This is a genomic window from Curtobacterium sp. SORGH_AS_0776 (assembly GCF_031453355.1).
Taxonomy (GTDB): domain Bacteria; phylum Actinomycetota; class Actinomycetes; order Actinomycetales; family Microbacteriaceae; genus Curtobacterium.
In genome coordinates this window covers 2362157-2386124 of record NZ_JAVIYU010000001.1, presented here as the reverse complement: position 1 = coordinate 2386124, position 23968 = coordinate 2362157, and the positions used below count along the sequence as shown (strand labels likewise).

General features: G+C 71.0%; 18 protein-coding genes and 2 pseudogenes. 4 read left to right on the top strand and 16 right to left on the bottom strand.

Annotation, left to right across the window (positions count from 1 at the left end; all coding sequences use genetic code 11):
- Window positions 1–201: 201 nt before the first annotated feature.
- Window positions 202–450, top strand: a complete 249-nt coding sequence (locus QE359_RS11800) for a DUF4870 domain-containing protein (protein WP_309779303.1) — start codon at window positions 202–204, stop codon at window positions 448–450.
- Window position 451: 1 nt separating this feature from the next.
- Here QE359_RS11800 and hemW read toward each other — a convergent pair whose 3' ends face one another.
- A complete protein-coding gene (gene hemW, locus QE359_RS11795; protein WP_309779302.1) occupies window positions 452–1669 on the bottom strand; it encodes a radical SAM family heme chaperone HemW in 1218 nt (405 codons plus the stop codon).
- Between the two features lie 28 nt (window positions 1670–1697).
- On the opposite strand from hemW, the gene QE359_RS11790 reads away from it, so the two are divergent.
- A complete protein-coding gene (locus tag QE359_RS11790) occupies window positions 1698–2408 on the top strand; it encodes an HAD family hydrolase (protein ID WP_309779301.1) in 711 nt (236 codons plus the stop codon).
- Window positions 2409–2418: 10 nt separating this feature from the next.
- On the opposite strand, the gene QE359_RS11785 is transcribed toward QE359_RS11790, so the two are convergent.
- On the bottom strand, window positions 2419–3066 hold the full coding sequence (locus tag QE359_RS11785) for a DUF1990 family protein (RefSeq protein ID WP_070418685.1): 648 nt from the start codon (window positions 3064–3066) through the stop codon (window positions 2419–2421).
- A 133-nt stretch (window positions 3067–3199) separates the two neighbouring features.
- On the opposite strand from QE359_RS11785, the gene QE359_RS11780 reads away from it, so the two are divergent.
- Window positions 3200–3688 carry a hypothetical protein gene (locus QE359_RS11780; RefSeq protein ID WP_309779300.1) on the top strand — a complete coding sequence of 163 codons (489 nt, stop codon included), beginning with the start codon at window positions 3200–3202 and terminating at the stop codon, window positions 3686–3688.
- A gap of 9 nt (window positions 3689–3697) precedes the next feature.
- On the opposite strand, the gene lepA is transcribed toward QE359_RS11780, so the two are convergent.
- Both lepA and QE359_RS11770 read right to left on the bottom strand, forming a co-directional pair.
- The gene (lepA, locus tag QE359_RS11775; RefSeq protein WP_071294816.1) at window positions 3698–5545 is read right to left on the bottom strand and encodes a translation elongation factor 4; all 1848 of its coding nucleotides are present in this window, start codon (window positions 5543–5545) and stop codon (window positions 3698–3700) included.
- A 70-nt stretch (window positions 5546–5615) separates the two neighbouring features.
- Entirely contained in the window at window positions 5616–6800 is a 1185-nt protein-coding gene (locus QE359_RS11770) for an aminotransferase class I/II-fold pyridoxal phosphate-dependent enzyme (RefSeq protein ID WP_309779298.1), read from the bottom strand.
- 191 nt (window positions 6801–6991) lie between these two features.
- Between QE359_RS11770 and rpsT the strand changes: the two genes are divergently transcribed.
- Window positions 6992–7252, top strand: a complete 261-nt coding sequence (gene rpsT / locus QE359_RS11765) for a 30S ribosomal protein S20 (RefSeq protein ID WP_070418682.1) — start codon at window positions 6992–6994, stop codon at window positions 7250–7252.
- A gap of 321 nt (window positions 7253–7573) precedes the next feature.
- On the opposite strand, the gene holA is transcribed toward rpsT, so the two are convergent.
- The 12 genes and pseudogenes from holA to QE359_RS11710 form a co-directional block, all read right to left on the bottom strand.
- On the bottom strand, window positions 7574–8593 hold the full coding sequence (holA, locus tag QE359_RS11760; RefSeq protein WP_071294815.1) for a DNA polymerase III subunit delta: 1020 nt from the start codon (window positions 8591–8593) through the stop codon (window positions 7574–7576).
- A gap of 380 nt (window positions 8594–8973) precedes the next feature.
- A pseudogene (locus QE359_RS19120) lies at window positions 8974–10359 on the bottom strand (ComEC/Rec2 family competence protein); the annotation flags it as partial.
- A gap of 603 nt (window positions 10360–10962) precedes the next feature.
- Window positions 10963–11436 carry a ComEA family DNA-binding protein gene (locus QE359_RS11755; RefSeq protein WP_309779295.1) on the bottom strand — a complete coding sequence of 158 codons (474 nt, stop codon included), beginning with the start codon at window positions 11434–11436 and terminating at the stop codon, window positions 10963–10965.
- A 401-nt stretch (window positions 11437–11837) separates the two neighbouring features.
- The gene (gene leuS, locus QE359_RS11750) at window positions 11838–14450 is read right to left on the bottom strand and encodes a leucine--tRNA ligase (RefSeq protein WP_396127732.1); all 2613 of its coding nucleotides are present in this window, start codon (window positions 14448–14450) and stop codon (window positions 11838–11840) included.
- Window positions 14451–14517: 67 nt separating this feature from the next.
- A complete protein-coding gene (gene cydC, locus QE359_RS11745; RefSeq protein WP_309779293.1) occupies window positions 14518–16266 on the bottom strand; it encodes a thiol reductant ABC exporter subunit CydC in 1749 nt (582 codons plus the stop codon).
- Window positions 16263–17951 (bottom strand): thiol reductant ABC exporter subunit CydD, encoded by a 1689-nt coding sequence (cydD, locus tag QE359_RS11740; protein WP_309779292.1) that lies wholly within the window; start codon window positions 17949–17951, stop codon window positions 16263–16265. Before cydD ends, cydC begins: the two co-directional genes overlap by 4 nt.
- Before the next feature lie 9 nt (window positions 17952–17960).
- Window positions 17961–18965, bottom strand: coding sequence for a cytochrome d ubiquinol oxidase subunit II (cydB, locus tag QE359_RS11735; RefSeq protein WP_309779291.1), 1005 nt, complete (start codon window positions 18963–18965; stop codon window positions 17961–17963).
- A pseudogene (locus QE359_RS11730) lies at window positions 18965–20378 on the bottom strand (cytochrome ubiquinol oxidase subunit I). The gene cydB and the pseudogene QE359_RS11730 overlap by 1 nt, the downstream one beginning before the upstream one ends.
- A 268-nt stretch (window positions 20379–20646) precedes the next feature.
- The gene (locus QE359_RS11725) at window positions 20647–21582 is read right to left on the bottom strand and encodes an ABC transporter substrate-binding protein (protein ID WP_070418674.1); all 936 of its coding nucleotides are present in this window, start codon (window positions 21580–21582) and stop codon (window positions 20647–20649) included.
- Window positions 21579–22319, bottom strand: coding sequence for an ABC transporter permease (locus tag QE359_RS11720; RefSeq protein ID WP_071301875.1), 741 nt, complete (start codon window positions 22317–22319; stop codon window positions 21579–21581). The genes QE359_RS11725 and QE359_RS11720 overlap by 4 nt, the downstream gene beginning before the upstream one ends.
- Window positions 22316–23038 carry an ABC transporter permease subunit gene (locus tag QE359_RS11715; RefSeq protein ID WP_309779290.1) on the bottom strand — a complete coding sequence of 241 codons (723 nt, stop codon included), beginning with the start codon at window positions 23036–23038 and terminating at the stop codon, window positions 22316–22318. Before QE359_RS11715 ends, QE359_RS11720 begins: the two co-directional genes overlap by 4 nt.
- Window positions 23035–23904 carry an ABC transporter ATP-binding protein gene (locus tag QE359_RS11710; protein WP_070418671.1) on the bottom strand — a complete coding sequence of 290 codons (870 nt, stop codon included), beginning with the start codon at window positions 23902–23904 and terminating at the stop codon, window positions 23035–23037. The genes QE359_RS11715 and QE359_RS11710 overlap by 4 nt, the downstream gene beginning before the upstream one ends.
- Window positions 23905–23968: the final 64 nt, after the last annotated feature.

Sequence of the window (23968 nt, the reverse complement as noted above, 5' to 3'; positions counted from 1 at the left end):
CTACGCCCGACCACCGACGGACCGGGACTTCTCCACACGCCTGCCAGTACGCTTCCGCCATGACCTACGGACAGCAGCCCGGTGGCCCCCAGTTCCCGGGCGGGTACCAGCCGCCCCAGCCCATGTCGCCCGAGGACCAGCGCCTCTGGGCCACGCTCACGCACATCGGCGGGGATCTTCTTCAACTTCGTCGCGCCGCTCGTGGCCTACCTCGTCCTGCGCGATCGCGGCGGCTTCATCCGCGAGCACACGCGCGTGGCGCTGAACTTCCACATCACGATGGCGATCGCCTACGTCGCCGCGGGCCTCTTGACCATCGTGCTGATCGGCGCGGTGCTCCTGCCGGTGATCGGGATCCTGACGATCATCTTCGGGATCATGGCCGCCGTCGCCGCCAACCGCGGGCAGTTCTACCGCTACCCGCTCTCGATCGAGTTCATCAAGCAGTAGCTCAGTCGAGCAGCTCGCGGACCACCGCGTCCGCGAGCAGGCGACCCCGCAGGGTCAACTCGATCCGTCCCCGCACCGCGGCCGACCCGTCCACGAGCCCACGTGCGATGAGGCCGGCGACGCGGCCCCGTGCCTCCTGGCCCAGCTCGCTCGTCGCCAGCTCACCGCGGACCCGCGCCGCGAGCAGCACGCGCTCGACGTACCGGGTCTCGTCGTCGAGGGTCTCGCGGCCCGCCGCGGGCGACTCGCCCTGCAGCACCCGGTTCGCGTACGCGGCCGGGTGCTTCACGTTCCACCAGCGGGTGCCGGCGACCGCGGAGTGCGCGCCCGGGCCGACGCCCCACCAGTCGTGGCCCTTCCAGTAGGACAGGTTGTGCCGGCTCGCGTGGTGGTCGCCGCGGGACCAGTTCGAGACCTCGTACCAGGAGTACCCGGCGTCGCCGAGGACCTGGTCGGCCAGCTCGTACATGTCCGCCGCGAGGTCGTCGTCCGGCGCCGGCAGCTCGCCGCGTGCGACCATCCGACCCATCGCGGTGCCGTCCTCGACGATGAGCGAGTACGCCGAGACGTGGTCGGGCGCACACGCCAGGGCCGCGTCGAGCGAGGTGCGCCAGTCGTCGAGGGACTCGCCCGGCGTCGAGTAGATGAGGTCGAGCGAGACGTCGAGCCCCTGCTGCTTCGCGGCGTCCACGACGAGCGGCACGCGCTCGGGGTCGTGCGTCCGGTCGAGCGTCGCGAGCACGTGCGGCACCGCGGACTGCATGCCGTAGCTCACGCGGGTGAACCCACCGGCGCGCAGCGTCGCCAGGGACGACTCGTCGACGGAGTCCGGGTTCGCCTCGGTCGTGACCTCGGCCCCGGGCAGGATGCCCCAGGTGTCGTCGATCGCCCGCAGGATCATCACGAGGTCGGACGCCGGCAGCATCGTCGGCGTCCCCCCGCCGAAGAACACCGTCGACACCGGGCGCCGCGGGACGCCGGAGCGGTCGAGGACGTCCGCCGCGAAGCGGATCTCCTGCACGGCGTGCCCGGCGTAGTCGTCCCGCCGGACCCCGCGCAGCTCGGACGCCGTGTAGGTGTTGAAGTCGCAGTAGCCGCACCGCACGCGGCAGAACGGCACGTGCACGTACACGCCGAACGGGACGTCACCCGCGGACGCCGCGGGCGAGAGCAGCCCGTCCGCTGGTGCGGGATCGGCGATCGGGAGAGCACTCGGCATGGACTCCATTGTCCGTCATGATGGAGACATGGAGCACCACCCCGTCCCCACCACGGTGCTGTGGGACATCGACGGCACCCTCGTGATGAACGCCTCCTCGCCGGGCAACCTCTACCACCTCGCGCTCGAGCGGGCGGTGGGTCGTGACCTCGTCCTCCGCGTCGGACACCAGCACGGCCGCACCGACGCCGGGCTCATCGCCGAGCACGTCCGGGCCCACGACCTGGACGACTCGCTCATCCCCACCGTGAGCCGCCACCTGCACGACCTGACCGAGGAACGGCACGTGTCCGGCGACCACCGGAGTCCGGCTCCGGGCGCGATCGCCCTCGTCCGACGGTTCGCCGAGCTCGGCTGGCGCAACGGCCTGCTGACCGGCAACTCCCCCTACCGCGCCCGCGTCAAGCTGCAGGGCGCCGGGTTCGACGTCGACGCGTTCGACTGGGAGCACTCGTACTTCGGGGATGCCGAGGTCGAGCGCAGCGGGGTGACCGCACGTGCTGCCGAGGCCCTCGCGGGCACCCGGGCCGTCATCGTCGGGGACACCCCGCGGGACGGCGAGGCAGCCGAGGCCGTCGGGATCCCGTTCCTCGCGGTGGCGACCGGAGTGTTCGACGTCGACGCGCTCCGCGCCACCGGTGCCGTGACGATCGCTCGGAACTGTGTCGACGACGCGTCACTCATCGAGGACGCCATCGCGGCGCTGCCGCCGCTCCGCCCGGTCGGCGAGGACTCCTAGCCGAGCAGACCTAGTCGCCGCGGAGCGCTTCGAGGTACTTCTGCGCCATCACGCGCTGCTGCCGACGGAGCAACGGGGCCACGAACTGCCACTTGCGGCTGGACGGCTGTGAGAACTGCCGGATCTGCAACCACACCGAGCCGTCCGGGGTCCGCTCGACGACGAAGGACTCCTCGCCCGAGAGCGGGTGCCCCTCGAGCGTGCCGTACGCGAAGCCCTTGCGGTCGGTCTCGTCGATGATCGAGACGACCCGGACCGGCGCCTGCACCGTCTGGCCGAACGCGTGCATCGTCAGCGTCGCGCTCGTCCCCGCCGTCACGAGCGGCGTGCCGTCCGGGGCGAACTTCTCCACCCGGGGCGTCCCGATCGAAGCCGGGGCGATCGGCACGCCGTCCTCGTCGAAGGTCACCGGGTTGTAGCGGACCTCGTCGTCGTCGGGCTGTTCCTCGACGTGCACGCGGATCCCGCTGCGCTCCTGGATCTGCCAGGTCAGGGCCTGGGTCACCGCGGTCTCGAAGCGCTGGTCGCCGTGGCCGATCCGGGAGCGCGACTCGGACGGGGCGAACCCCTCCGGCGGGTACGTCATGAGGTCCGGCGCCTGGGTCGCACCCACGGCTCCGTACGTCAGGGCGGTCCGGTAGCTCCCGCGGGTACTCATGCGGCCCACTGTACTGGGGACTCGTCCCCCGGATCGAACCGAGTCGTCCTCGGGTGCGCAACCGGCGGTCCGCTTTCCGCGCGCCCCGAACTGGAGGCCCGACACCCGTCCGACACGCCCCTATCGTGGGTGCGTGCCCCGCTCCCCCCTCGCTCACGCGCGGTCCGTCGACCGCACGACGGCCGCGTTCGCCGTCCTGACGCTCGCGGCGTTCGGACTGTCGGCGACGGCACGGGCCGCGGTCGAGTGGGCGACGGCCGGCCTCGGCGCTCCCTCCCGGTACGTCACGACGCCGCCGGGAGACGTCGACGTGTTCGACACCGCGAACGCCATCGCCGCGTTCGGGGCGTGCAGCGCCGGAGCGGGAGTGCTCCTGTTCGGGGTGACGCTCGTGCTCGCGGTGCGCCGACACTCGGCACGCCGGCTGCCCTACGTGCTCGGGTTCTGCACGCTGGCGATGGTGGTCGGGTCGGTGGTGGCCGGGTTCGCCGCGGCGGCGCAGGTCGACTACGACACGGCTGCCGGACTCGTCATCCTGCGGACCGCACTCGCGGGACTGGCTGCGGCGAGCCTCCCGGCACTGGGCCTGGCAGCGTTGCGGGCTCGCGCCCGCCGCGTCTGACGCGCTCCGCTACTTCTTCTTCTCTTCGACGTCGCCGGAGAGCGCCGCGATGAAGGCTTCCTGCGGGACCTCGACACGACCCACCATCTTCATGCGCTTCTTGCCCTCCTTCTGCTTCTCGAGGAGCTTGCGCTTGCGGGTGATGTCACCGCCGTAGCACTTCGCGAGGACGTCCTTGCGCATCGCCCGGATGCTCTCGCGGGCGATGATCCGGGCACCGATGGCGGCCTGGATCGGGACCTCGAACTGCTGGCGCGGGATGAGCTTGCGCAGACGCTCGGTCATCAGCGTGCCGTAGGCGTACGCCTTGTCGCGGTGCACGATCGCGCTGAACGCGTCGACCTGCTCGCCCTGGAGCAGGATGTCGACCTTCACGAGGTCGGCCGCCTGGTCACCCGTGGGCTCGTAGTCGAGCGACGCGTAGCCCTGGGTCTTGCTCTTCAGCTGGTCGAAGAAGTCGAAGACGATCTCGCCGAGGGGCATCTCGTACCGGATCTCGACGCGGTCCTCGCCGAGGTACTCCATGCCGAGCAGCGATCCGCGGCGCGACTGGCACAGCTCCATGATCGCGCCCACGTAGTCCTTCGGCGCGAGGATGGCCGCACGGACCATCGGCTCGCGGACCTCGACGATGCGGCCGCCGGGGAACTCGGAGGGGTTCGTGACCTCGGTGACGGTGTTGTCCTCGTTCGTGACCTCGTAGATCACGCTCGGAGCCGTGGTGATGAGGTCGAGCCCGAACTCGCGGCTGAGGCGCTCGGTGATGATCTCGAGGTGGAGCAGACCGAGGAAGCCGCAGCGGAAGCCGAAGCCGAGCGCCACCGACGTCTCCGGCTCGTACACGAGGGCGGCGTCGGACAGCTTGAGCTTGTCGAGCGCTTCGCGGAGGTCCGGGTAGTCGGAGCCGTCGATCGGGTACAGGCCCGAGAACACCATCGGCTTCGGGTCGGTGTACCCGGCCAGCGCCTCGGTCGCGGGCTTCTGCGCCGTCGTGACCGTGTCGCCGACCTTCGACTGGCGGACGTCCTTCACACCGGTGATGAGGTAACCGACCTCGCCGACGGAGAGGCCCTTCGTCGGCTTCGGCTCGGGCGCGGACACGCCGATCTCGAGGATCTCGTGCGTCGACTTGGTCGACATCATCTGGACCTTCTCGCGCGGGTGGATCGTGCCGTCCACCATCCGCACGTAGGTCACGACGCCGCGGTAGCTGTCGTAGACCGAGTCGAAGATCATCGCGCGGGGCGGAGCGTCCACGTCGCCCACGGGGGCCGGCACGGAGCCGACGACCCGGTCGAGCAGCTCGGCGACGCCCACGCCGGTCTTGCCGGACACGCGCAGGACGTCGTCCGGCGAGCCGCCGATGAGCTGCGCGAGCTCGGCCGCGTACTTCTCCGGCTCGGCCGCCGGCAGGTCGATCTTGTTGAGGACCGGGATGATCTCGAGGTCGTTCTCGAGCGCCAGGTAGAGGTTGGCGAGCGTCTGGGCCTCGATGCCCTGCGCCGCGTCGACCAGGAGGATCGCTCCCTCGCACGCCGCGAGCGACCGGGACACCTCGTACGAGAAGTCCACGTGACCGGGCGTGTCGATCATGTTGAGCGCGTACGTCTGCCCGTCGAGCTCCCACGGCATGCGCACCGCCTGGGACTTGATCGTGATGCCGCGCTCGCGCTCGATGTCCATGCGGTCGAGGTACTGCGCACGCATGGCGCGGTCCTCGACGATGCCGGTGATCTGCAGCATGCGGTCGGCCAGCGTGGACTTGCCGTGGTCGATGTGCGCGATGATGCAGAAGTTGCGGATCGCGTCGGCCGGGGTCGAGGCGGGCTCGAGCGGCGCGGATGCTTGTGGGCTCACGGTTCCTCGGGGTGGGTCGGACGGTCGAACGATTGTCCCACGTCCGCGCGGCGGCGGCGCGCACGTCCCGTCAGACGACGGCGTGCTCCGGCGCCGGCAGCGCACCCAGTCCGCGGCGCAGGTCCGCCGGCGTCGCCGCGAGGCAGACACGGATCCAGCCCTCGCCGGTCCGGCCGAACGCGCTCCCGGGCGCCACGGCGACCCGCTCCCGCTGGAGGAACCCGAGCGCCCACTCAACGACGTCCCCCTGCGAGGCGTGGGACATGTCGATCCACAGGTAGAAGGCGCCGCGCGGGTCGAGGTAGTGGATGCCGGCGGCGTCGAGCACTTCCTTCGCGACACCGAGGTTGGCGCGGTAGTGCTCGCGGGCGTCCTGCACGGCGGAGTGGTCCCCCACGATCGCCGCGAGGGCAGCCCACTGGTCGGGTTCGGCGACGCAGCTGATCATCGCTTCCTGGGTCGTCCGCATCGTCGGGCCGAGTCCCTTCGGCGTGACGAGGTACCCGACACGGACGCCCGTCATCGCGTAGGTCTTGCTCAGCGAGAAGGCGGTGAAGACACGGTCGTCCTCGTCGAGGCTCGCCAGGCTGACGTGGCGGGTGCCGTAGGTGAAGTACTCGTAGACCTCGTCGCTGATCACCCAGAGGTCGTGCCGCTTCGCCAGGGCGAGCAGGTCGCGGAGGGTCTGCTCGCCGAACACCGAGCCGAGCGGGTTCGACGGCGAGTTCACGACGAGGGCGCGGGTCCGCTCGGTGATGCTCGCCTCGAGGGCCTGCAGGTCCGGCTCGAACCCGTACTGCGGCTCGAGCCGGTACGGCACCGGGGTCGCTCCGATGATGTGGGCGTTCATCGTGAAGGTCGTGTAGCCGGGGTCCGGCACGAGGACCTCGTCACCGGGGCTCAGCACGAGGGTCATCGCCTGGAAGAGCGCCTGCGTCGCGCCGATCGTCATCCAGATCTGCTCGACGTCGACCTCGATCCGGTTCTCGCGGTGGAGCTTGTCGCGGATCGCCTCCCGCAGCGGGGCGATGCCACCGTTCGGGGTGTAGTCGGTGCGGTCCTCGGTCCAGGCGCGCCGGGCGGCCTCGCCGATGTGCGCCGCGACGGGCACGTCGGGCTCGCCGATGACGAGCATCGCGATGTCCGTGCCGGTCGCCTGGTCCGTCTGCTCGGCCTGCATGCGCGCGGCTTGCTCGAACACGCGGCGGATGCCGGAGGCGGGGACGGTCTCGATGCGGGGCGCGAGCGATGGCATGCTCGTCACGGTAGCGAACGGTTGTTGCGGCACGGTTTCGGCGTTTCGGTGCTTTGGTCCAGACGCTTCGGCCTGGTAATGTTGGTGGCTGGCTTCCGCGTTCCCCGCCCACGGGTGGAACGCGATGCGACCAAGGGCCCCTCTACCCAGCGGTCGCGACCACCCGTAGAGACGATCAAGGAGCAACACGCATGGCGAACATCAAGTCGCAGATGAAGCGCATCAAGACCAACCTCAAGGCCCAGGAGCGCAACAAGGCCTACCGTTCGGAGCTCAAGACGGTCATCCGTCACACGAACGAGGCCGTCGTCGCTGGCGACAAGGACAAGGCCGTCGCGGCCCTGACCCTCGCGTCGAAGAAGCTCGACAAGGCCGTGAGCAAGGGCGTCATCCACAAGAACCAGGCCGCGAACCGCAAGTCGGCCATCGCGAAGAAGGTCGCGTCGCTCTGACGCACTGACCCTTCTGGTCTGCAGGCCCCGCACCGTTCCGTGCGGGGCCTGTTTGCGTGTGCGGGGCCTGTTTGCGTGTGCGGGGCGCGTGCGGGCGCGTGCGGGGAACCACGCGGCTTTCGAGGAAGTGCGCGTCGATCGACAAGCGGGATGTCGCACGACGCGCGCAGTGCCGTGCGACATCGTGGGCCCGGCGGGCGGGCTCAGCTCGGCCCGGCGGGCGGGCTCAGCTCGACCCGGCGGGCGGCCGGGTTCGGCGCGGTCCGGCGGGCGGGCTCGGCTTGCGGGCGAGCGGCTGCGGCTCTGGAGGCGCGGCTCGCCTCAGCGCGCCTCGCCGCGCCGGGCGATGGTGCGGACCATGACCTCGAGCGCGTAGTGCGCGTCGCGCGAGCCACCCTTCACGGCGGTGTCGGCCTCGGCGATGCTGATGATCGCGTTCGCGAGCCCGGACTCGCTCCACCCCGCGACGTCACGCTGCGCCCGCTGCACCTGCCACGGCGCCATGCCGAGCGCCGAGGCGGCCTGCCCGCTCGGCCCGCGGAAGGCACTGACCTTCGCCATCGTGCGGATCTTCGACGCGAACGCCGCCACGATCGGCACCGGAGCCTCGCCCGTGGAGAGCGCGTGCCGCAACTCGACGATCGCCGGGGCCGAACGGCCGGCGAGTGCGATGTCGGCGACCTTGAACGCGTTCGTCTCGACGCGGCCGCCGTAGTACTTGTCGACCACCTTGTCCGTGATCTCGGCGGCCTCGTCCGCGAGGAGCTGCCGGCACGCAGCCGCGAGCTCGGCCAGGTCGTCCGCGAACGCCGCGACGAGGGTACGAACCGCCGAGGGCGCGATCTTCCGTCGGGCAGCGCGGAACTCCGCCGTGACGAAGTCGATCCGGTCGGTCTCGCGCTTGAGCTCGTCGCACTGCACCTCGACGCCCCCGCCGACACCGCTGCGGATCGTGTCGAGCAGCTTCTTGCCGCGCACTCCCCCGCCGTGGCGCAGCACGAGCGTGACGTCGTCCGCCGGGGCACCGAGGTACGAGATCGTCTCGGTGATGAACGCGTCGGTGCACTTCTCGACGTTGGTGACCCGGACCAGTCGGGGCTCACCGAACAGGGACGGGCTCGCGAGGGTTGCGAGGAGGCCGGGAGCGTACTGGTCGGCTTCGAGGTCGTGCACCTCGAGCGCGGGGTCCTCGCCCAGGAGCAGGTCGCGCAGAACGCTGCTCGCTCGCTCGGCGAGGAAGGTCTCGGGCCCCGTGACGAGCACCACCGGCGCAGGGCGGATGCCCGACCAGGGCACCTGGTCGATCTTCGCTGCGGCGCGGACGGGCTTCTTGGCGGCCATGCCTCGATCCTACGGGCGACCGCTGACGCCGAACGCTCCGTCCACACCCGGAGGGCGTCGGGTCCGTCCCGTCCGACGACCACGGTCCCCTGCTGGTCGGTCCGGTAGGCGCGGGTGCCCGCGGCCTCGAGCATGTCCAGCGCCGAGCGGGTCGGGTGGCCGTACGTGTTGTCCGCACCGACGCCGATGAGCCCCACCGCGGCCGCGGTCTCGCGGTAGAGCACCGGGTCCTGGTCGGCCGAACCGTGGTGCGCCACCTTCACGACCTCGATCGTGGTCCCGGGCCGGGCCTGCGCTCCGGTGTCGGCCCGGTTTGCCAGGACGCCCCGGAGCCGGCGCTGCGCGGTCTCCCCAAGGTCTCCGAGGAACAGCCCGGCGACGCACGACGTGCAGCCCGGCCCGGGTTCCGTGCGGAGGACCAGACTCGCGTCGTTGCCGGCGTCCCGCGCACCCGACCGCGGCCACACCACCCGCCACCGGAGCGGCCCGAGCGTGCCCGACGTCGTGTCGTCGGCCGTGCGGACGTCGATGCCCGCGTCGACGAGTGACCCGAGGATGCGCTCGTCCTCGACCCGACCGGTCGGCCCGACGAGCGCGGTCGTCACACGGTCCGCGACCGACGCGACCGCACCGACGTGGTCCCGGTCGAAGTGCGTCAGCACGAGCAGGTCGACCCGGTCGACGCCGAGGAGGTACAGGCAGGCGCTGAGTCGCTCCGGATCGTCGCCGACGTCCACCAGTGCGGTGCCGCTCCCGCCGCGGACGAGCACCGCGTCACCCTGTCCCACGTCGCACGCGGCGACGGCCCAGTCGCCGGGCAGCCCCGCGCGCACGACGAGTCGCGGCACGGCGACGGACACGATCCCGACCGCTGCGACCGTGCACGCGGCGAGGAGCAGGCGGAAGCGGATCGCTCGGGGCGCGAGGACCGCCACCGCGACCGAGGCGCTCACAACCGCGGCGCCGACCACCCCGAGCACTCCGGCTGGCCAGGGCGCGGCGGCGTACGGCAGCGCAGCCGCTCCGTGCGCGATGCCTCCGATCGCGCTGGCGGGCGCCCACGCCACCGCGGCGAGCACCGAACCGCCCCACGGCCACAGCGGCGCGGTCAGGCACGCGGCGAGCCCGACCACCGTCACGATCGGCGCGAGCGGCTCGGTCAGCAGGTTCGCCGGGACCGCGTAGGTCGGGAACGTGGCCGACAACGGGATGGTGACCGGCCAGCAGGCGAGCTGCGCCGCGACGGGGATCGCGAGCGCTGCCGCCACCGGCGTCCACATCCGCCGTGCGAACAGCGCCGTCAGCGGCGGACCGAGGACCACGATCCCACTCGTCGCGAGCACCGACAGGGCGAACGCGAACGACCGGGCGTACCAGGGGTCGACGACGAGCATCCCGACCACGGCGAGGGCGATCAGCGGGACCCCACGCACCGGACGTCCTGCGAGGTGCACCACGAGCACGACCACCGCCATCACGGTCGCCCGCACGATCGAGGGGTCCGGACGGACCAGGACGACGAACGCCAGCAGGAGCACGATGGCGACCACCGCCCGACCCGCTCGCGGGAGGCCGACGACCCGCCCCAGCACGACCACGAGTCCCACGATCACCGCACAGTTCGCGCCGGACACAGCGGTCAGGTGGGTGAGCGCCGAGGTCTCCATCGCGGCCTCGGTCGCGGGGTCGAGTCCGCTCCGGTCGCCGATCGCCAGACCGCGCAACAACGAGGCTCCGGGTTCCGGCAGGGTCGCGCTCGCGGACACGAACGCCCGGCGCGCCCGATCGGTGGCCGCGAGGAGTCCCGTCGGCGGCTCGGTCCGGACCCCGCCGCGCAGGAACGCCACGAACGACGTCGTGTTCCCCGGCTCGTCCGCTTGGAGCGTCGCCACCCCGTGCACCCGACTCCCCGCGGCGGCAGCCCCGCCCGCGCCGCGCGCCGTGGGGACGACCCGAACCGGCACGCGCAGCCCGTCGACGTCCTCCGCAGCCACCAGGGTCCCGACGACCGACCGGTCACCCGGCGCGAGGTCCCGGTCGAGCACGACCTCGACGGCGGCCGTCCGGACACCGTCGAGGACGGCAGGGCTCCGCCGGTCGTCGCCGACCACCACGGCGACCGCCACCGTGGTGCAGAACGCGGCCGACGCCACCACGAGTCCCACGACGCCCAGAGCCCGCCGCGGGCACCCCACCAGCAGCCACGCGATGCCGCCACACGCGACGGCCGCGCACGCGAGGACGAACCACCCCGCGCTGCCCGGCACCCCGACCAGCACCGCCGCGCACACCCACGCGGCCGACGCCGGACCGGCCACTCGCAGGTCCCTAACGCCGGGAGCGAGGTCGACCGCCACCGCCGACCCCGATCAGACCCGCACGCGGTCGCGGAGCTCCGCGAACCGGACGTCACCGATGCCGCTGACGTCGAGCAGGTCCTCGACGGCGGCGAACCGTCCGTGCTCGTCGCGCCACGCGAGGATCCGGCCGGCGAGCGACGGCCCGATCCCGGGCAGGGTCTCGAGCAGGGTCTGATCGGCCGTGTTGAGGTCGACGGCGGCATCGACGGCAGACCCGGCACCACCACCGGCACCATCCGACCCGGCACCGCCCCCACCACCACCGACCGAGCTGCTCGAATCGTCGAGCGCTGCCGGTATGTCCGTCTCCCCCACCTTCGGCACGTACAACCGCTCGCCGTCCACCAGCACCCGCGCGAGGTTCAGCCGAGCCAGGTCCGCGTCGTCACGAGCGCCCCCGGCCCGCTCGACCGCGCCGGACACACGGCTGCCCCCGGGCAGCGTCACGATGCCTGGACGTGCCACCGCCCCGACGACGTGCACGACCACGAGCGGGGCCGCCGACGAGGACGGAGGACCCCCACCCGGAGAACCGGACGGTACCGCTGACGGAGCACCCGCCACCGACAGCGGACCGTCACCCCCACCGCCCGCAGACGATGACGAACCCGACCACGACCCGACCGCCACCACGACCCCGGCGACCAGGACGACGAGCCCCGCCAGCAGGACCGCCGTCCGCGGCGACAACGCCAGCCCAGCGGCCAACGACCGCGCAGACCCACCCGCCGACGCCGCCCCAGCTCCGCCGGACGGCCCCGTGGCTCCACCATCACCAGACGACATGCCCGCACGCTACGGAGCCCGACCACCCGGTCGGACCCCGCAACGACGATCCGTGGACGACCGTCCTCCAGCCCAACCTGTGGAGGACGAACGGCGCGCTACCCCTTGATCGCGATGTTCACGAGCTTCGGCGCCCGCACGATCACCTTCACGATCTCGCGGTCCCCGATGTACCGCTGGACGTTCGCCGACGCCCGAGCGAGCGCCTCCAGCTCCGACGGCTCGATCGACTTCGACACCTCGAACGAGTCCCGCACCTTGCCGTTGACCTGCACGACCGCGGTCAGCGACTCCTGCACGAGCAGCGTCGGGTCGGCCTTCCGCCAGCCGTACGTGGCGACGGTGGCCTCGTAGCCCAGCTTCTCCCACATCTCCTCGCCGGTGTACGGCGCGAAGACGCTCAGGCCGAGCGCGATGGTCTCGACGGCCTCGCGGACGGCGGGGTCAGCCGCGCCCGGACCGTTGTCGATCGCCTTGCGGGTGACGTTCACCAGGTCCATGAGCCGCGCGATCACGACGTTGAACTTGAACGACTCCATCATTCCAGGCGCATCGGCCAGGAACCGGTGCGTGACCTGCCGCAGGGCCCGGTCGCCGTCCGCCCACACGACGTCGGGCGACGACGTGACGTCGAGCGCCAGCCGGTAGGCACGGGCGAGGAAGCGGGCCGAGGCGGACGGGGAGACGTCCTCCCAGTTGATGTCGTCCTCTGGAGGCCCCGCGAAGCCCATCACCAGGCGGATCGCGTCGACACCGTTCGCGTCGAGCTCGTCACCGAGCGAGACGCCACCCTTCGACTTCGACATCTTCGAGCCGCCGGACAGCACCATGCCCTGGTTGAGCAGCGCCGAGAACGGCTCGGTGAAGTCGAGGTAGCCGAGGTCGAACAGCACCTTGGTCACGAAGCGCGCGTACAGCAGGTGCAGGATCGCGTGCTCGATGCCGCCGATGTACTGGTCGACCGGGGCCCACTTGCGTGCGACGGCGGGGTCGAACGCCTGCGTGTCGTCGTTCGCCGCCAGGAAGCGCAGGAAGTACCACGACGAGTCGACGAAGGTGTCCATCGTGTCGGTGTCGCGGAGCGCGGGAGTGCCGTCCACCGGGTTCGGCACGTTCACCCAGTCGGTCGCGCCACCGAGCGGCGAGGTGCCCTTCGGCTTGAGGTCGAGTCCCTCGGTGTCGGGCAGCCGGACGGGCAGCTGGTCCATCGGCACCGGGTGCTCGGTGCCGTCGGCCCCGTGGATGATCGGGATCGGGGTGCCCCAGAAGCGCTGGCGCGAGATGAGCCAGTCGCGCAGGCGGTAGGTCTTGGCTGCACGGCCGGTGCCGCGCTCCTCGAGCAGGAAGATCGCCGCGGTGATCGCGTGCTGCTTGGACATGCCGTCGAGCGGGCCGGAGTTGATCATCCGACCGGTGCCGGTCAGGGCCTCACCCGTGGACACCGGGTCGAGCGCGGGCAGGTCCTCGAGCGAGGCGCCCTCGGGGATCACCGGGATCGCCCCGGTCACCGCGGCGTTCGTGTCGACGACGACCCTCACCGGCAGGTCGAACGCCCGCGCGAAGTCGAGATCGCGCTGGTCGTGCGCCGGGACGGCCATGACCGCGCCGTGACCGTAGTCGGCCAGCACGTAGTCGGCGGCCCAGATCGGCAGGCGCTCCCCCGTCAGCGGGTGGATCGCGGAACGGCCGAGCGGCACGCCGGTCTTCGGGCGGTCCGCGTTCTGCCGGTCGATCTCCGACGTCTTCTGCGTGGCGACGAGGTATGCGTCGAACGCAGCCCGGACGTCGTCCGACACGGATGCGTCAGCCACCAGCGCAGCAGCCAGGTCCGAATCCGGCGCCACCACGAGGAACGTCACCCCGTGGATCGTGTCCGGACGCGTGGTGAACACCGTGACGGGCTCGTCGCGGCCCTCGATCACGAAGTCGACGTCCGCGCCGACCGAGCGGCCGATCCAGTTCCGCTGCTGCGCGATGACCTTCGCCGGCCACCGGCCCTCGAGTTGGTTGAGGTCGTCGAGCAGCCGGTCGGCGTACTCGGTGATCTTGAAGTACCACTGCGTCAGCTTCTTCTTGACGACGACGGCACCGGAGCGGTCCGAGGTGCCGTCCGGCAGCACCTGCTCGTTCGCGAGGACGGTCTGGTCCACCGGGTCCCAGTTGACCCAGCTGTCCTTGCGGTAGGCCAGCCCCTTCTCGTACATCTTCAGGAACAGCCACTGGTTCCACTTGTAGTACTCGGGGTCCGAGGTGTGGATCTCGGTGGTCCAGTCGAACGACGGCGCGTAGCGCTTGAACGACGCCTTCTGCTGCTCGATGTTCGCGTAGGTCCAGTCCTTCGGGTCGACCCCGCGCTTGATCGCCGCGTTCTCGGCCGGCAGCCCGAACGAGTCCCAGCCGATCGGGTGCAGCACGTTGAAGCCCTGCTGCCGCCAGTACCGCGCCACGAAGTCGCCGAGCGCCCAGTTCTCGGCGTGCCCCATGTGCAGGTCGCCGGACGGGTACGGGAACATCTCGAGGATGTACTTCCGCGGACGCATGTCGTCGAGGTCGGTCGTGAAGAGCCCGAGCTCCTCCCAGCGCGGCTGCCACTTCTCCTGCAGACGACGGAAGTCGTAGGCGTTCGGGTCCTCGGGGTACGGCTCGGTGGTCACGGAACTCTCATTCAGTCTGGAGGCACGGATCACGTCCGTCGGACGCGCTCCGGTCATCAAGGATATAAGCCTGGAGGAACGGATCACCGCACCGGAGCCGACCCACCGCCGGCAGGTGCTCGGCTCACACCGCCGCGAGCCGCCCGTCGCGCATCCGCAGCGTCCGGTCGACGAGGTCCGCCGCCACCGGCACGTGCGACACGACGACGACCGTCCTGCCGTCCTGCCGCGCGGCCCCGACGAGGTCGCGCAGCACGGTGTCGCCGAGGTCGGGGTCGATGTCGGCCGTCGGCTCGTCGAGCACGAGCACCGGGAACGCGTGCAGGAGCGCCCGGGCGAGCGCGAGCCGGTGCGCCTGCCCGCCGGACACCAGGGCACCGCGCTCACCCACGCCCGCGTCGAGTCCACCGCGTCGCTGCACCCACGCCCCTAGGCCGACCCGGTCGAGCACGGCGAGCAGGTCCTCGTCGGTCGCGGTGTCGCGGGCGAACAGCAGGTTCTGCCGCACGGACTGGTCGAACACGAACGGGTCCTGCTCGATCAGCCCGACGCGGGCGCGGACGGCGTCGGGGTGCATGTCCTTCGCCTCGACCCCGTCGAGCGTGTACGAGCCCTCGTGGTCGACGAACCGGACGAGCGCGTCCACGAGCGTCGACTTGCCCGCGCCGCTCGGTCCCTCGAGCACGACGACCTCGCCGGGTCGGAGGTCCAACGACACCCGGTCGACGGCGGCCGCCGCGGCACCGGGCCAGCGCACCGTCACATCGCGCAGCGAGACGGCGACGGGCCCGTCGACCACGAGCGAAGCGGGATCGGCGTCCGCGTCCGGCTCCGGGACGATGCCGGCCGGCACCTCCGCCGGGACGACCCGCTCCACCCGGTCGGCCGCGGCTCGGACCCGGCGCAGCGTCAGCACCGCGAGCGGGACCCCGCCGACGACCTCGAACAGGGCGAGCGGCACGAACACGGCGAGGGCCCAGAGCGGTCCATCGAGCGCGCCGGTGACGACCGCGGGGGCGCCGACGGCCAGGATCCCGATGACCGCGCCACCGCCGACGAGGCCGACCAGGGCCCCGACGAGTGACTCGACCGTCCCCCGGCGCCGCACGGCCGCGGTCACCCGGGCGTCGAGCCGGGCGATGTGGTCGAGCCGTTCGTCGAGCGTGCCGTAGGCGGCGAAGACGTCGAGCGTCCGCACGGTGTCGAGCACGAGGTCGGCGACGTGCCCGCGTTCCGCGGCCGTCTGCTCGTCGGAGCGCCGTGCGATCGAGAGGGTGACGACCGACCCGAGCAGCGCGCCCACGGCGAGGGCGACGAGCAGCACGAGCGCCGCCGGCACCGACACGAACGCGACCGCGACGACGGAGAGCAGCGCGGCCACGCCGGCGGACACGAGCGGGCCGACGACGCGGATGGGCAGGTCCTGCAGCCGGTCGGTGTCCGTGACGAGCCGCGTGAGGAGGTCGCCGCGACCGGTGGAGCCGAGTCCCGCCGGAGCGATCGACGACAGACGGCGGTACATCTCGGTGCGCACGACCGCGAGCTGCCGGAACGAGGCGTCGTGTCCGGCGAGGCGGTCCACGTACCGGAGCGCCGCACGGCCGAGCGCGAACGCGCGGACACCCACCATCACGAGCGTCAGGTAGAGGATCGGCGGGTGCTCGGCCGCACGCGTGATGAGGTACCCGCTCGCGGCGAGGAGTGCGACGGCGCAGACCGCACTGAGCGCACCGGCCGTGACCGCCTTCGCCCAACCGGCTCCGTGCGGCATCGCGAGCCGCAGGACGGAGGCGTCCCCGCCGGCACGGCCGCCCCGCCGCTGGCGCGTCGGACCGGAACCGGCGTCGTGGGCCCCTCGCGCCTCCCGGGTCATGCCCGCACCCCGTCCGTGCTGGTGACCGCGACCGCGCCACCAAGTCGCCCGTCGACACGGGTGACCGCGACCGCGCCGTCCGGCCGCACGTCGACGCGGACGTCCGCCGCCGCGACGACCGCGGGCCGGTGGCTCGCGACCACGACGACGGCCCCGTCGTCGGCGAGGCGGCGGAGCGTGCCGACGACGTGCGCCTCGGCGTCGGCGTCCAGCGCGGAGGTCGGCTCGTCGAGCAGCACGAGCTGCGTCCCCGTCCGCCGCGCGCGGTACAGGGCGCGCGCCACCGCGACGCGCTGCGCCTGGCCGCCGGACAGGCCGCTGCCCCCGGAACCGACCTGGAGGCGCGGGTCGAGTCCCAGCCCCGCCTCGCCCAGGGCGGTGCGGACCGCTGGCTCGTCGGGGGTCGCGCTGAGCGCGACGTTCTCGGCGATCGTGCCGCGGACGAGTCGTGGGCGCTGGTCGGCCCAGGTCGTGCGCTCGGCGACCGTGCTGCCGTCGGGACCCGGCACGGTCACCGTGCCGTCGTGGGGCAGGGCACCGCGGACCGCGGCGATGAGACTGGACTTGCCGGAGCCGCTCGGGCCGGCCAGGACGACGATCGTGCCCGGTCGGGCGCGGAGGTCGAGCGGACCGATCACGACGTCGGGACGGCGCACGGTGAGTCGGTCCAGCGCCAGGTGGTCGGCGGCGGGGACGGCTCCGGGACGTGCCGCGGGCGCCGTGGTGTCGTCGAGGACGTCGAGCACGGCGGTCGAGGCCTCGACGCCGTCCTGTGCCGCGTGGAAGTCGGCGCCGACCTGGCGGATCGGGGCGAAGGCCTCCGGAGCGAGGACGAGCACGAACATCGCGGCGCCGAGCCCGAGCGAGCCGTCGACGAGTCGGATGCCGATCGACACCGCGACGAGCGCGACGGACAGGCTCGCGGCGAGCTCGAGCGCGAACCCGCTCACGAACGACAGCCGCAGGACCCCGACGGTGCCACGGCGGTACTCGTCGGTGACGGTGCCGATGCGTCCGACCTGGCGCCGGGCACGGCCGAAGACCTTGAGCGTCGCCAGCCCCTCGACCGCCTCGGTGAAGGCACCGCCGAGCTTCGCGAGCGCGTCCGACTGCTTCCGCTGGAGCGCCTGCGTCGCGAGGCCGATGAGGATCATGAACACCGGGATCACCGGCAGGGCGCAGAGCACGATCAGGCCGCTGGTCAGGTCGCCGAGCCCGATCGCGACGACGAGCATCGGCGTGGCGATCGCGGTGAGGGCCAACTGCGGCAGGTACCGGCCGAAGTAGGCGTCGAGGGCGTCGAGCCCAGGCCCGAGCGTGGTCGCGAAGGCCGCACTCGAACGCTCGGCGAGCCACGACGGTCCGCGCTCGGCCGCCCGGGCGAGGACGGTCGCGCGCAGCTCGCTCTTCACCTTCGCCGCCGCACGTGCGGCGAGGTCGTCGGTGGCCCAGGCGGCCACGGCCCGGACGACGAACGCCGCGCCGAGGAGCGCGAGCGCCGGGGTGAACGCGTCCGGGACGCTGCCGTCACGGACGGCGTCCACGCCGAGGGTCACCGCCGCGGCGATCCCCCACGCGATCGCGATGGTCGCGAGCGTGCGGAGGACACCGGTGCCGGCGGCCGCGACGATGAAGCCACGGGCCGTCCGCGACAGCCGCAGCAGGCGCGGGTCGAGCGGCTTCACCGTCGCCGCCTAGTGCGCGGCCTGGGTCACGTGGGCCCGGGACACGCGCTTGCGGAAGATCCAGTACGTCCACGCCTGGTAGGCGAACACGAGGGGCACGAAGATCAGCGCCACCCAGCTCATCACCGTGAGCGTGTACGAGCCGCTCGACGCGTTGTAGACGTTCAGGCTGTTCGCCGGGTCGTTCGTCGCGGGCATGACGTCCGGGAAGATCGCGGTGAACATCGCCAGGACGATCGCCGCGATGGTGACCGCCATGAGCGTGAACGCCCGGCCCTCCTTGCCCCAGGCGTTGCAGAGCACCGCGAGGACCAGGGCGAGCGCGGCGACGACCGACAGGACGATCGACGTCGGGGTGGACCGCACCAAGGCCATCCAGACCAGGAACGCTGCGCCGACGACGATCGTCAACACGCCCGCCCGGGTCGCGAGGCGCTTCGCACGCGCACGGATCGCACCCTCGGTCTTCAGCGCGACGAAGACGACGCCGTGCGTGAAGAACACCAGCAGCGTCGCCACGCCGGTGAGCAGCGCGAAGGGGTTGAGCAGGTCGAACACCGTACCGGTGTAGTTGTGGCCGGCGTCCATCGGGATGCCCCGGACCACGTTGCCGAACGCGACGCCCCAGAGGAACGACGGCACCGCGCTGCCGACGATGATCATCAGGTCGAACCGGCGCTTCCACTCGAGGTGCTTGTTCTGGTGCCGGTACTCGAACGAGACGCCGCGGGCGATGAGCGCCGCGAGGATGAGCAGGAGCGCCAGGTAGAACCCGGAGAACATCGTGGCGTACCACTCGGGGAACGCCGCGAACAGGCAGGCACCCGCGACGATGACCCAGGTCTCGTTGAGGTCCCACACCGGGCCGATCGTGTTGATCAGGACCCGACGGTCGGTGTCGTCCTTGCCGAGGAACGGCAGGGACATGCCGACACCGAAGTCGAAGCCGTCGAGGACGAAGTAGCCGACGAAGAAGACGCCGACGATCGCGAACCAGAGAACGGGGAGATCCATCAGTAGACCGTCACTTCGTGCTTGACCTCACCGGTCTCCTCGTCGACCTCCGCCGGGGCGGCGGGGCCCTCTTGCGCGACCTTCTTGATGAGCCGGAACTCGACCACCGCCAGGGAGCCGTAGATGAGCGTGAAGACGATGAGCGAGATGAGGACCTCGACCCCGGTGACGTTGGGCGAGACGCCGTCGCTCGTCTTGAGCAAACCCGAACACGAGCCACGGCTGGCGGCCCATCTCGGTGAAGATCCAGCCGACGATCATCGCGGCCATCGGCAGCGGGACGGTCCAGGTGGCGATGCGCCAGACCCACCGCTGGGTCGGGAACCGGCCCTTGCGGGTCAGCCAGAGCCCGACGAGCGAGACCAGCACCGCGCCGACACCGAGCGCGATCATCCAGCGGAACGACCAGTAGGTCACCCAGATGATCGGCTTGTAGTCGCCGGGGCCGTAGACCTGCGAGTACTGCGCCTGCAGGTCGTTGATGCCCTCGACCGTGCCGTTGAAGGTGTGCGTCGACAGGAACGAGAGCAGGTACGGCACACGGATCGAGAACAGCTCGTGCACGCCGTCCGGGGTGCCGAGCGTGAAGATCGAGAACGAGGCGTCCTTGCCGGTGGCGGTGTTGTACAGCGCCTCGGCAGCGGCCATCTTCATCGGCTGGGTGTCGACCATCGTGAGGCCGAGCTGGTCGCCGGTGAGCACCGTGAGCGCCCCGGCGGCCAGCATCGTCCACATGCCGAACTTCAGCGCCGGCATCATCGTCTCGAGGTTCTGGTTGCGCGCCAGGTGGTACGCGGCGACCGAGATGATCACCGCGGCGGCGACCATGAAGCACGCGAACAGGGTGTGCGGGAAGGCGGCCAGCGCGACCTTGTTGCCGAGCACGGCCCAGATGTCCGTGAGCTCCGCACGCCCCTTGGCCTCGTTCATGGAGAAGCCGACCGGGTGCTGCATGAACGCGTTCGCGGCGATGATGAAGTACGCCGACATGATCGTGCCGGCGCTGACACACCAGATGCTCGCGAGGTGCAGACCCTTCGGCAGGCGGTCCCACCCGAAGATCCAGATGCCGATGAACGCCGCCTCGAAGAAGAACGCGAGGATGCCCTCGAGCGCGAGCGGGGCGCCGAACACGTCACCGACGAACCGGGAGTAGTTCGACCAGTTCATGCCGAACTGGAACTCCTGCACGATCCCCGTCACGACGCCCATCGCGAAGTTGATGAGGAAGATGCGCCCGAAGAACCGGGTCAGCTGGAGGTAGTGCGCGCGCCCCGTCCGGTACCAGGCCGTCTGGAACACGGCCACGACGACGGCCATGCCGATCGTCAACGGGACGAAGAGGAAGTGGTAGATCGTCGTCAGACCGAACTGCCACCGCGACAGGAGGAGCGGATCGAGGATGTCGTTCATGCGGCGTTTCCGAGCCGGTTCGCCGCGCGCTGTTGGTGCACGTCAGTTGCTTCCTGTGGAGGGGAACTTCTGCTGTCACAACCGTTGGGACACGAACACGTTACCTCGCGGACACATGGTTCGACAAGTTGTAGAACCCTCAGTGCACGGATGTGCAGCGGGATTGCACGGCACAACCGTGCGGAACAACGGTGCGGGTACCTGATCCCGGAACGACGACAGGTGCCGGGCAGTTGCCCGACACCTGTCGTTTTGTGCTGATCGGGTGCTACAGCAGGTCGTTGTCCTGCAGGAACGCCTTGGCGACCGAGGCCGCCGACTTCTGGTCGACCGAGTTCTGACGGTTGAGCTCGATGAGCGCGTCGGTCGTGAGGAGCTTGTTCACCTTCTCGATGGCGTCCGCGGCCTTCGAGTCGAGGTCCTTCGACACGATCGGGGTCACGTTGTTCGCCGGCACGAGGTGCTCCGGGTCCTCGAGCGTGACGAGCTTCTCGGTCTTGATCGAGGCGCTGGCGGAGTAGATGTCCGCGACCTGCGAGTCACCGTCCTGGATCGCCTTGATCGTGAGCGGGCCGCCGGAGTCGTTCTGCTGGTTGACCTCGCCGGTGATGCCGTACTTCTCCTTGAGGCCCTTCGGACCGTAGGCGGCGGTGGCGAACTCCGGGTTGGCGGCGATCGAGATCGTCCCGCCGATCTTCGAGAGGTCGGCGATCGACTTCAAGCCGTACTTGTCCGCCGTCGCCTGGGTCACCGTGTAGGTGTCGGCGTCCGAAGCGTCGGCCGACGGCAGCGCCTTGACGTCCGACGGCAGGGCCGACTTCAGCGCGGTGTTGATGCCGTCCGTCGTCGTCTCGGTCGTGGTGGACTTGCCGTCCTCCTGCAGGAGGTAGTTGAGCAGGTTGCCGTTGTACTCCGGGAAGACGTTGATGCTCCCCTTCGCGACCTCGGGCCAGTACGCCTTGCGCTGACCGATGTTGAGCTTCTTGGTGACGGTGAAGCCCTCGTGCTCGAGCTCCTGCGCGTAGAGCTCGGCGATGATCTCGTTCGACGGGTACGCCTGCGAGCCGACGACGATGGTCTTGGAGTCCCCGCCGCCGGAGCCGGAGGAGAGCGGGTCGCTCGACGAGCAGCCCGCGAGGGCGATGGCGGCCGCGGACGCGACGGCGATCGTCGCGGCGAGACGCCGGGTCGTTGCTGTGATCACGGGTGGGTTCCTTCCACAGGGGTTGATGCTCGTGGTGCTGAGCTGCGGGTGCTCCGACGCGACAGACGCGCCGACCCGGCGGAGACACCCGCGGGGACGGCGAGCCGCTGCAGCGCGGCGAAGACGATCTCGAACGCGATGGCGAGGGCGATCACCAGGAGGGAACCACCGAGCACCTCCGCGTAGTCCGAGTTGGCGATGCCGGAGAAGGCGTAGCCGCCGAGTCCGCCGGCGTTGATGTAGCCGACGAGGGTCGCGGTGGCGACGACCTGCAGCACGGCGGCACGGATGCCGCCGACGATGAGCGGCAGGGCGAGCGGGATCTCGACCTTGCCGAGGATCTGCCACCCGGTCATGCCCTGCGCCTTGGCGGCGTCGATCACGACGCGGTCGATCGCCTCGACGCCGGAGTACGCGCCGGCGAGCACCGACGGGATCGCGAGGATGACGAGTGCGATGAGCGGCGCCCCGAGTCCGAGGCCGATCGAGAGTGCGAGCAGCGTCAGGACGCCGAGCGTCGGCAGCGCACGGATGCCACCCGAGACGCCCACCGCGATCGAGCGTCCCTTGCCGGTGTGCCCGATCAGCAGGCCGACCGGCACGGCGATCGCGACGGCGATGGCGACCGTGAGCAACGTGATCCACACGTGCTCCCAGAGTCGGATTCCGACGGCGTCGGACCCGACGTTGTTCGCCGGGTCGAAGATCCAGGCGATGCCCTGGGCGAAGAGGTTCATGCGGAGACCTCGTTCGCTCGGACGTCGTCAGCGGCGCGGCGTCGGACGTCACGGGCGTTGCGGCCGCTCCCCCGTGTCCACGGCATCGCGAGCCGACCCACGGCCACGAGCAGCGCGTCGAACACGAGCGCGAGCACGATGGTGAGGACGATGCCGGTGAGGATCTCGGCGCTGATGCCGCGCTTGAGGCCGTCGGTGAGCAGGAACCCGAGGTTCGGCACACCGATGAGCGCGCCGACCGTGATGAGGCTGATCGTGGACACCGACACCACTCGGATGCCGGCGAGGAGGACCGGACCGGCGAGCGGCAGCTCCACCTTGAAGAACCGCTGTGCGGGCGAGTACCCGAGCGCCTCGGACGCCCCCACGACGTCCTGGTCGACCGCGTCGATGGCGTCGGCGGCGGACCGGGCCATCAGGGCCACGCCGAAGATGGTCATCGCGATCACGACGTTCACCGGGTCGAGGGTGCTCGTGCCGATGATCGCGGGCAGCACCAGGAAGAGGGGCAGCGCCGGGATCGTGTAGAAGAGGCTCGCGACGACGACGATCGTCGAGGCCGTCCCCCGGGCCACGCCGTTGCGCTTCCGCAGGCGCGACACGAGCAGGCCGATCGGGACGGACAGCAGGAAGCTGATGACGATCGGCGGGATCGCCAGCCAGACGTGCGCGATCAGGTTGTCGCTGATCGTGTCCGTGTTGCCGAGGACCCAGTTCACGCGTCGCCCCGCTGCTCCTGGGGAACTGCCTCGGCCGCGTCCACGACCTGCACCGGACCGGTGAGCACACCGGCGGCGCGCCCCTCGCCGTCGACGACGATCGGCCCGGTCGGCGTCTGCTCGACGCGGAGCGCGCGTCGGCCGCGACCGGCGCCGATGAAGTTCGCGACGAAGTCGTCCGCGGGCTCGGCGAGGATCTCGGCGGGGGTGCCGAGCTGGGCGATCTCGCCGCCCTTCTTGAGGATGACGACCTGGTCGCCGAGCTTGAAGGCCTCGTCGATGTCGTGCGTGACGAAGACCACGGTCTTGCCGAGCTCGCGCTGCAGCCGGATGAGCTCGTCCTGCAGGTCGTTCCGCACGAGCGGGTCGACGGCACCGAAGGGCTCGTCCATGAGCAGGATGTTCGGGTCGACCGCGAGTCCGCGGGCGACGCCGACGCGCTGCTGCTGTCCGCCGGAGAGCTGCGAGGGGTACCGGTTCGCGAAGGCACGGTCGAGCCCGACCGTGTCCATGAGTTCGAGGGCACGCTGGCGAGCGTCGGCCTTCGGGACCCCCGTCAGCAGCGGCACCGTGGCGATGTTGTCGACGACCTTGCGGTGCGGCAGCAGCCCGGCGTTCTGCATCACGTAGCCGATGCTGCGACGGAGCTTGACCGGGTCGACGCCCGCGACGTCCTCCCCGTCGATCTCGACGGCACCTGCGCTGGGGTCGACCATGCGGTTGATCATCCGGAGCAGCGTGGTCTTGCCGCAGCCGCTCGACCCGACGAAGACCGTCGTGGTCCTCGAGGGGATGACGAGGCTGAAGTCGTCGACCGCGTTGGTGCCGTCCGGGTAGGTCTTGCGCACCGAGCGGAACTCGATCATGGGTGCCCTTCTGTTCGGAGGTAGCCCGACTCCGAGTGAGAGTACCCGTCGGGTGTGACACCCG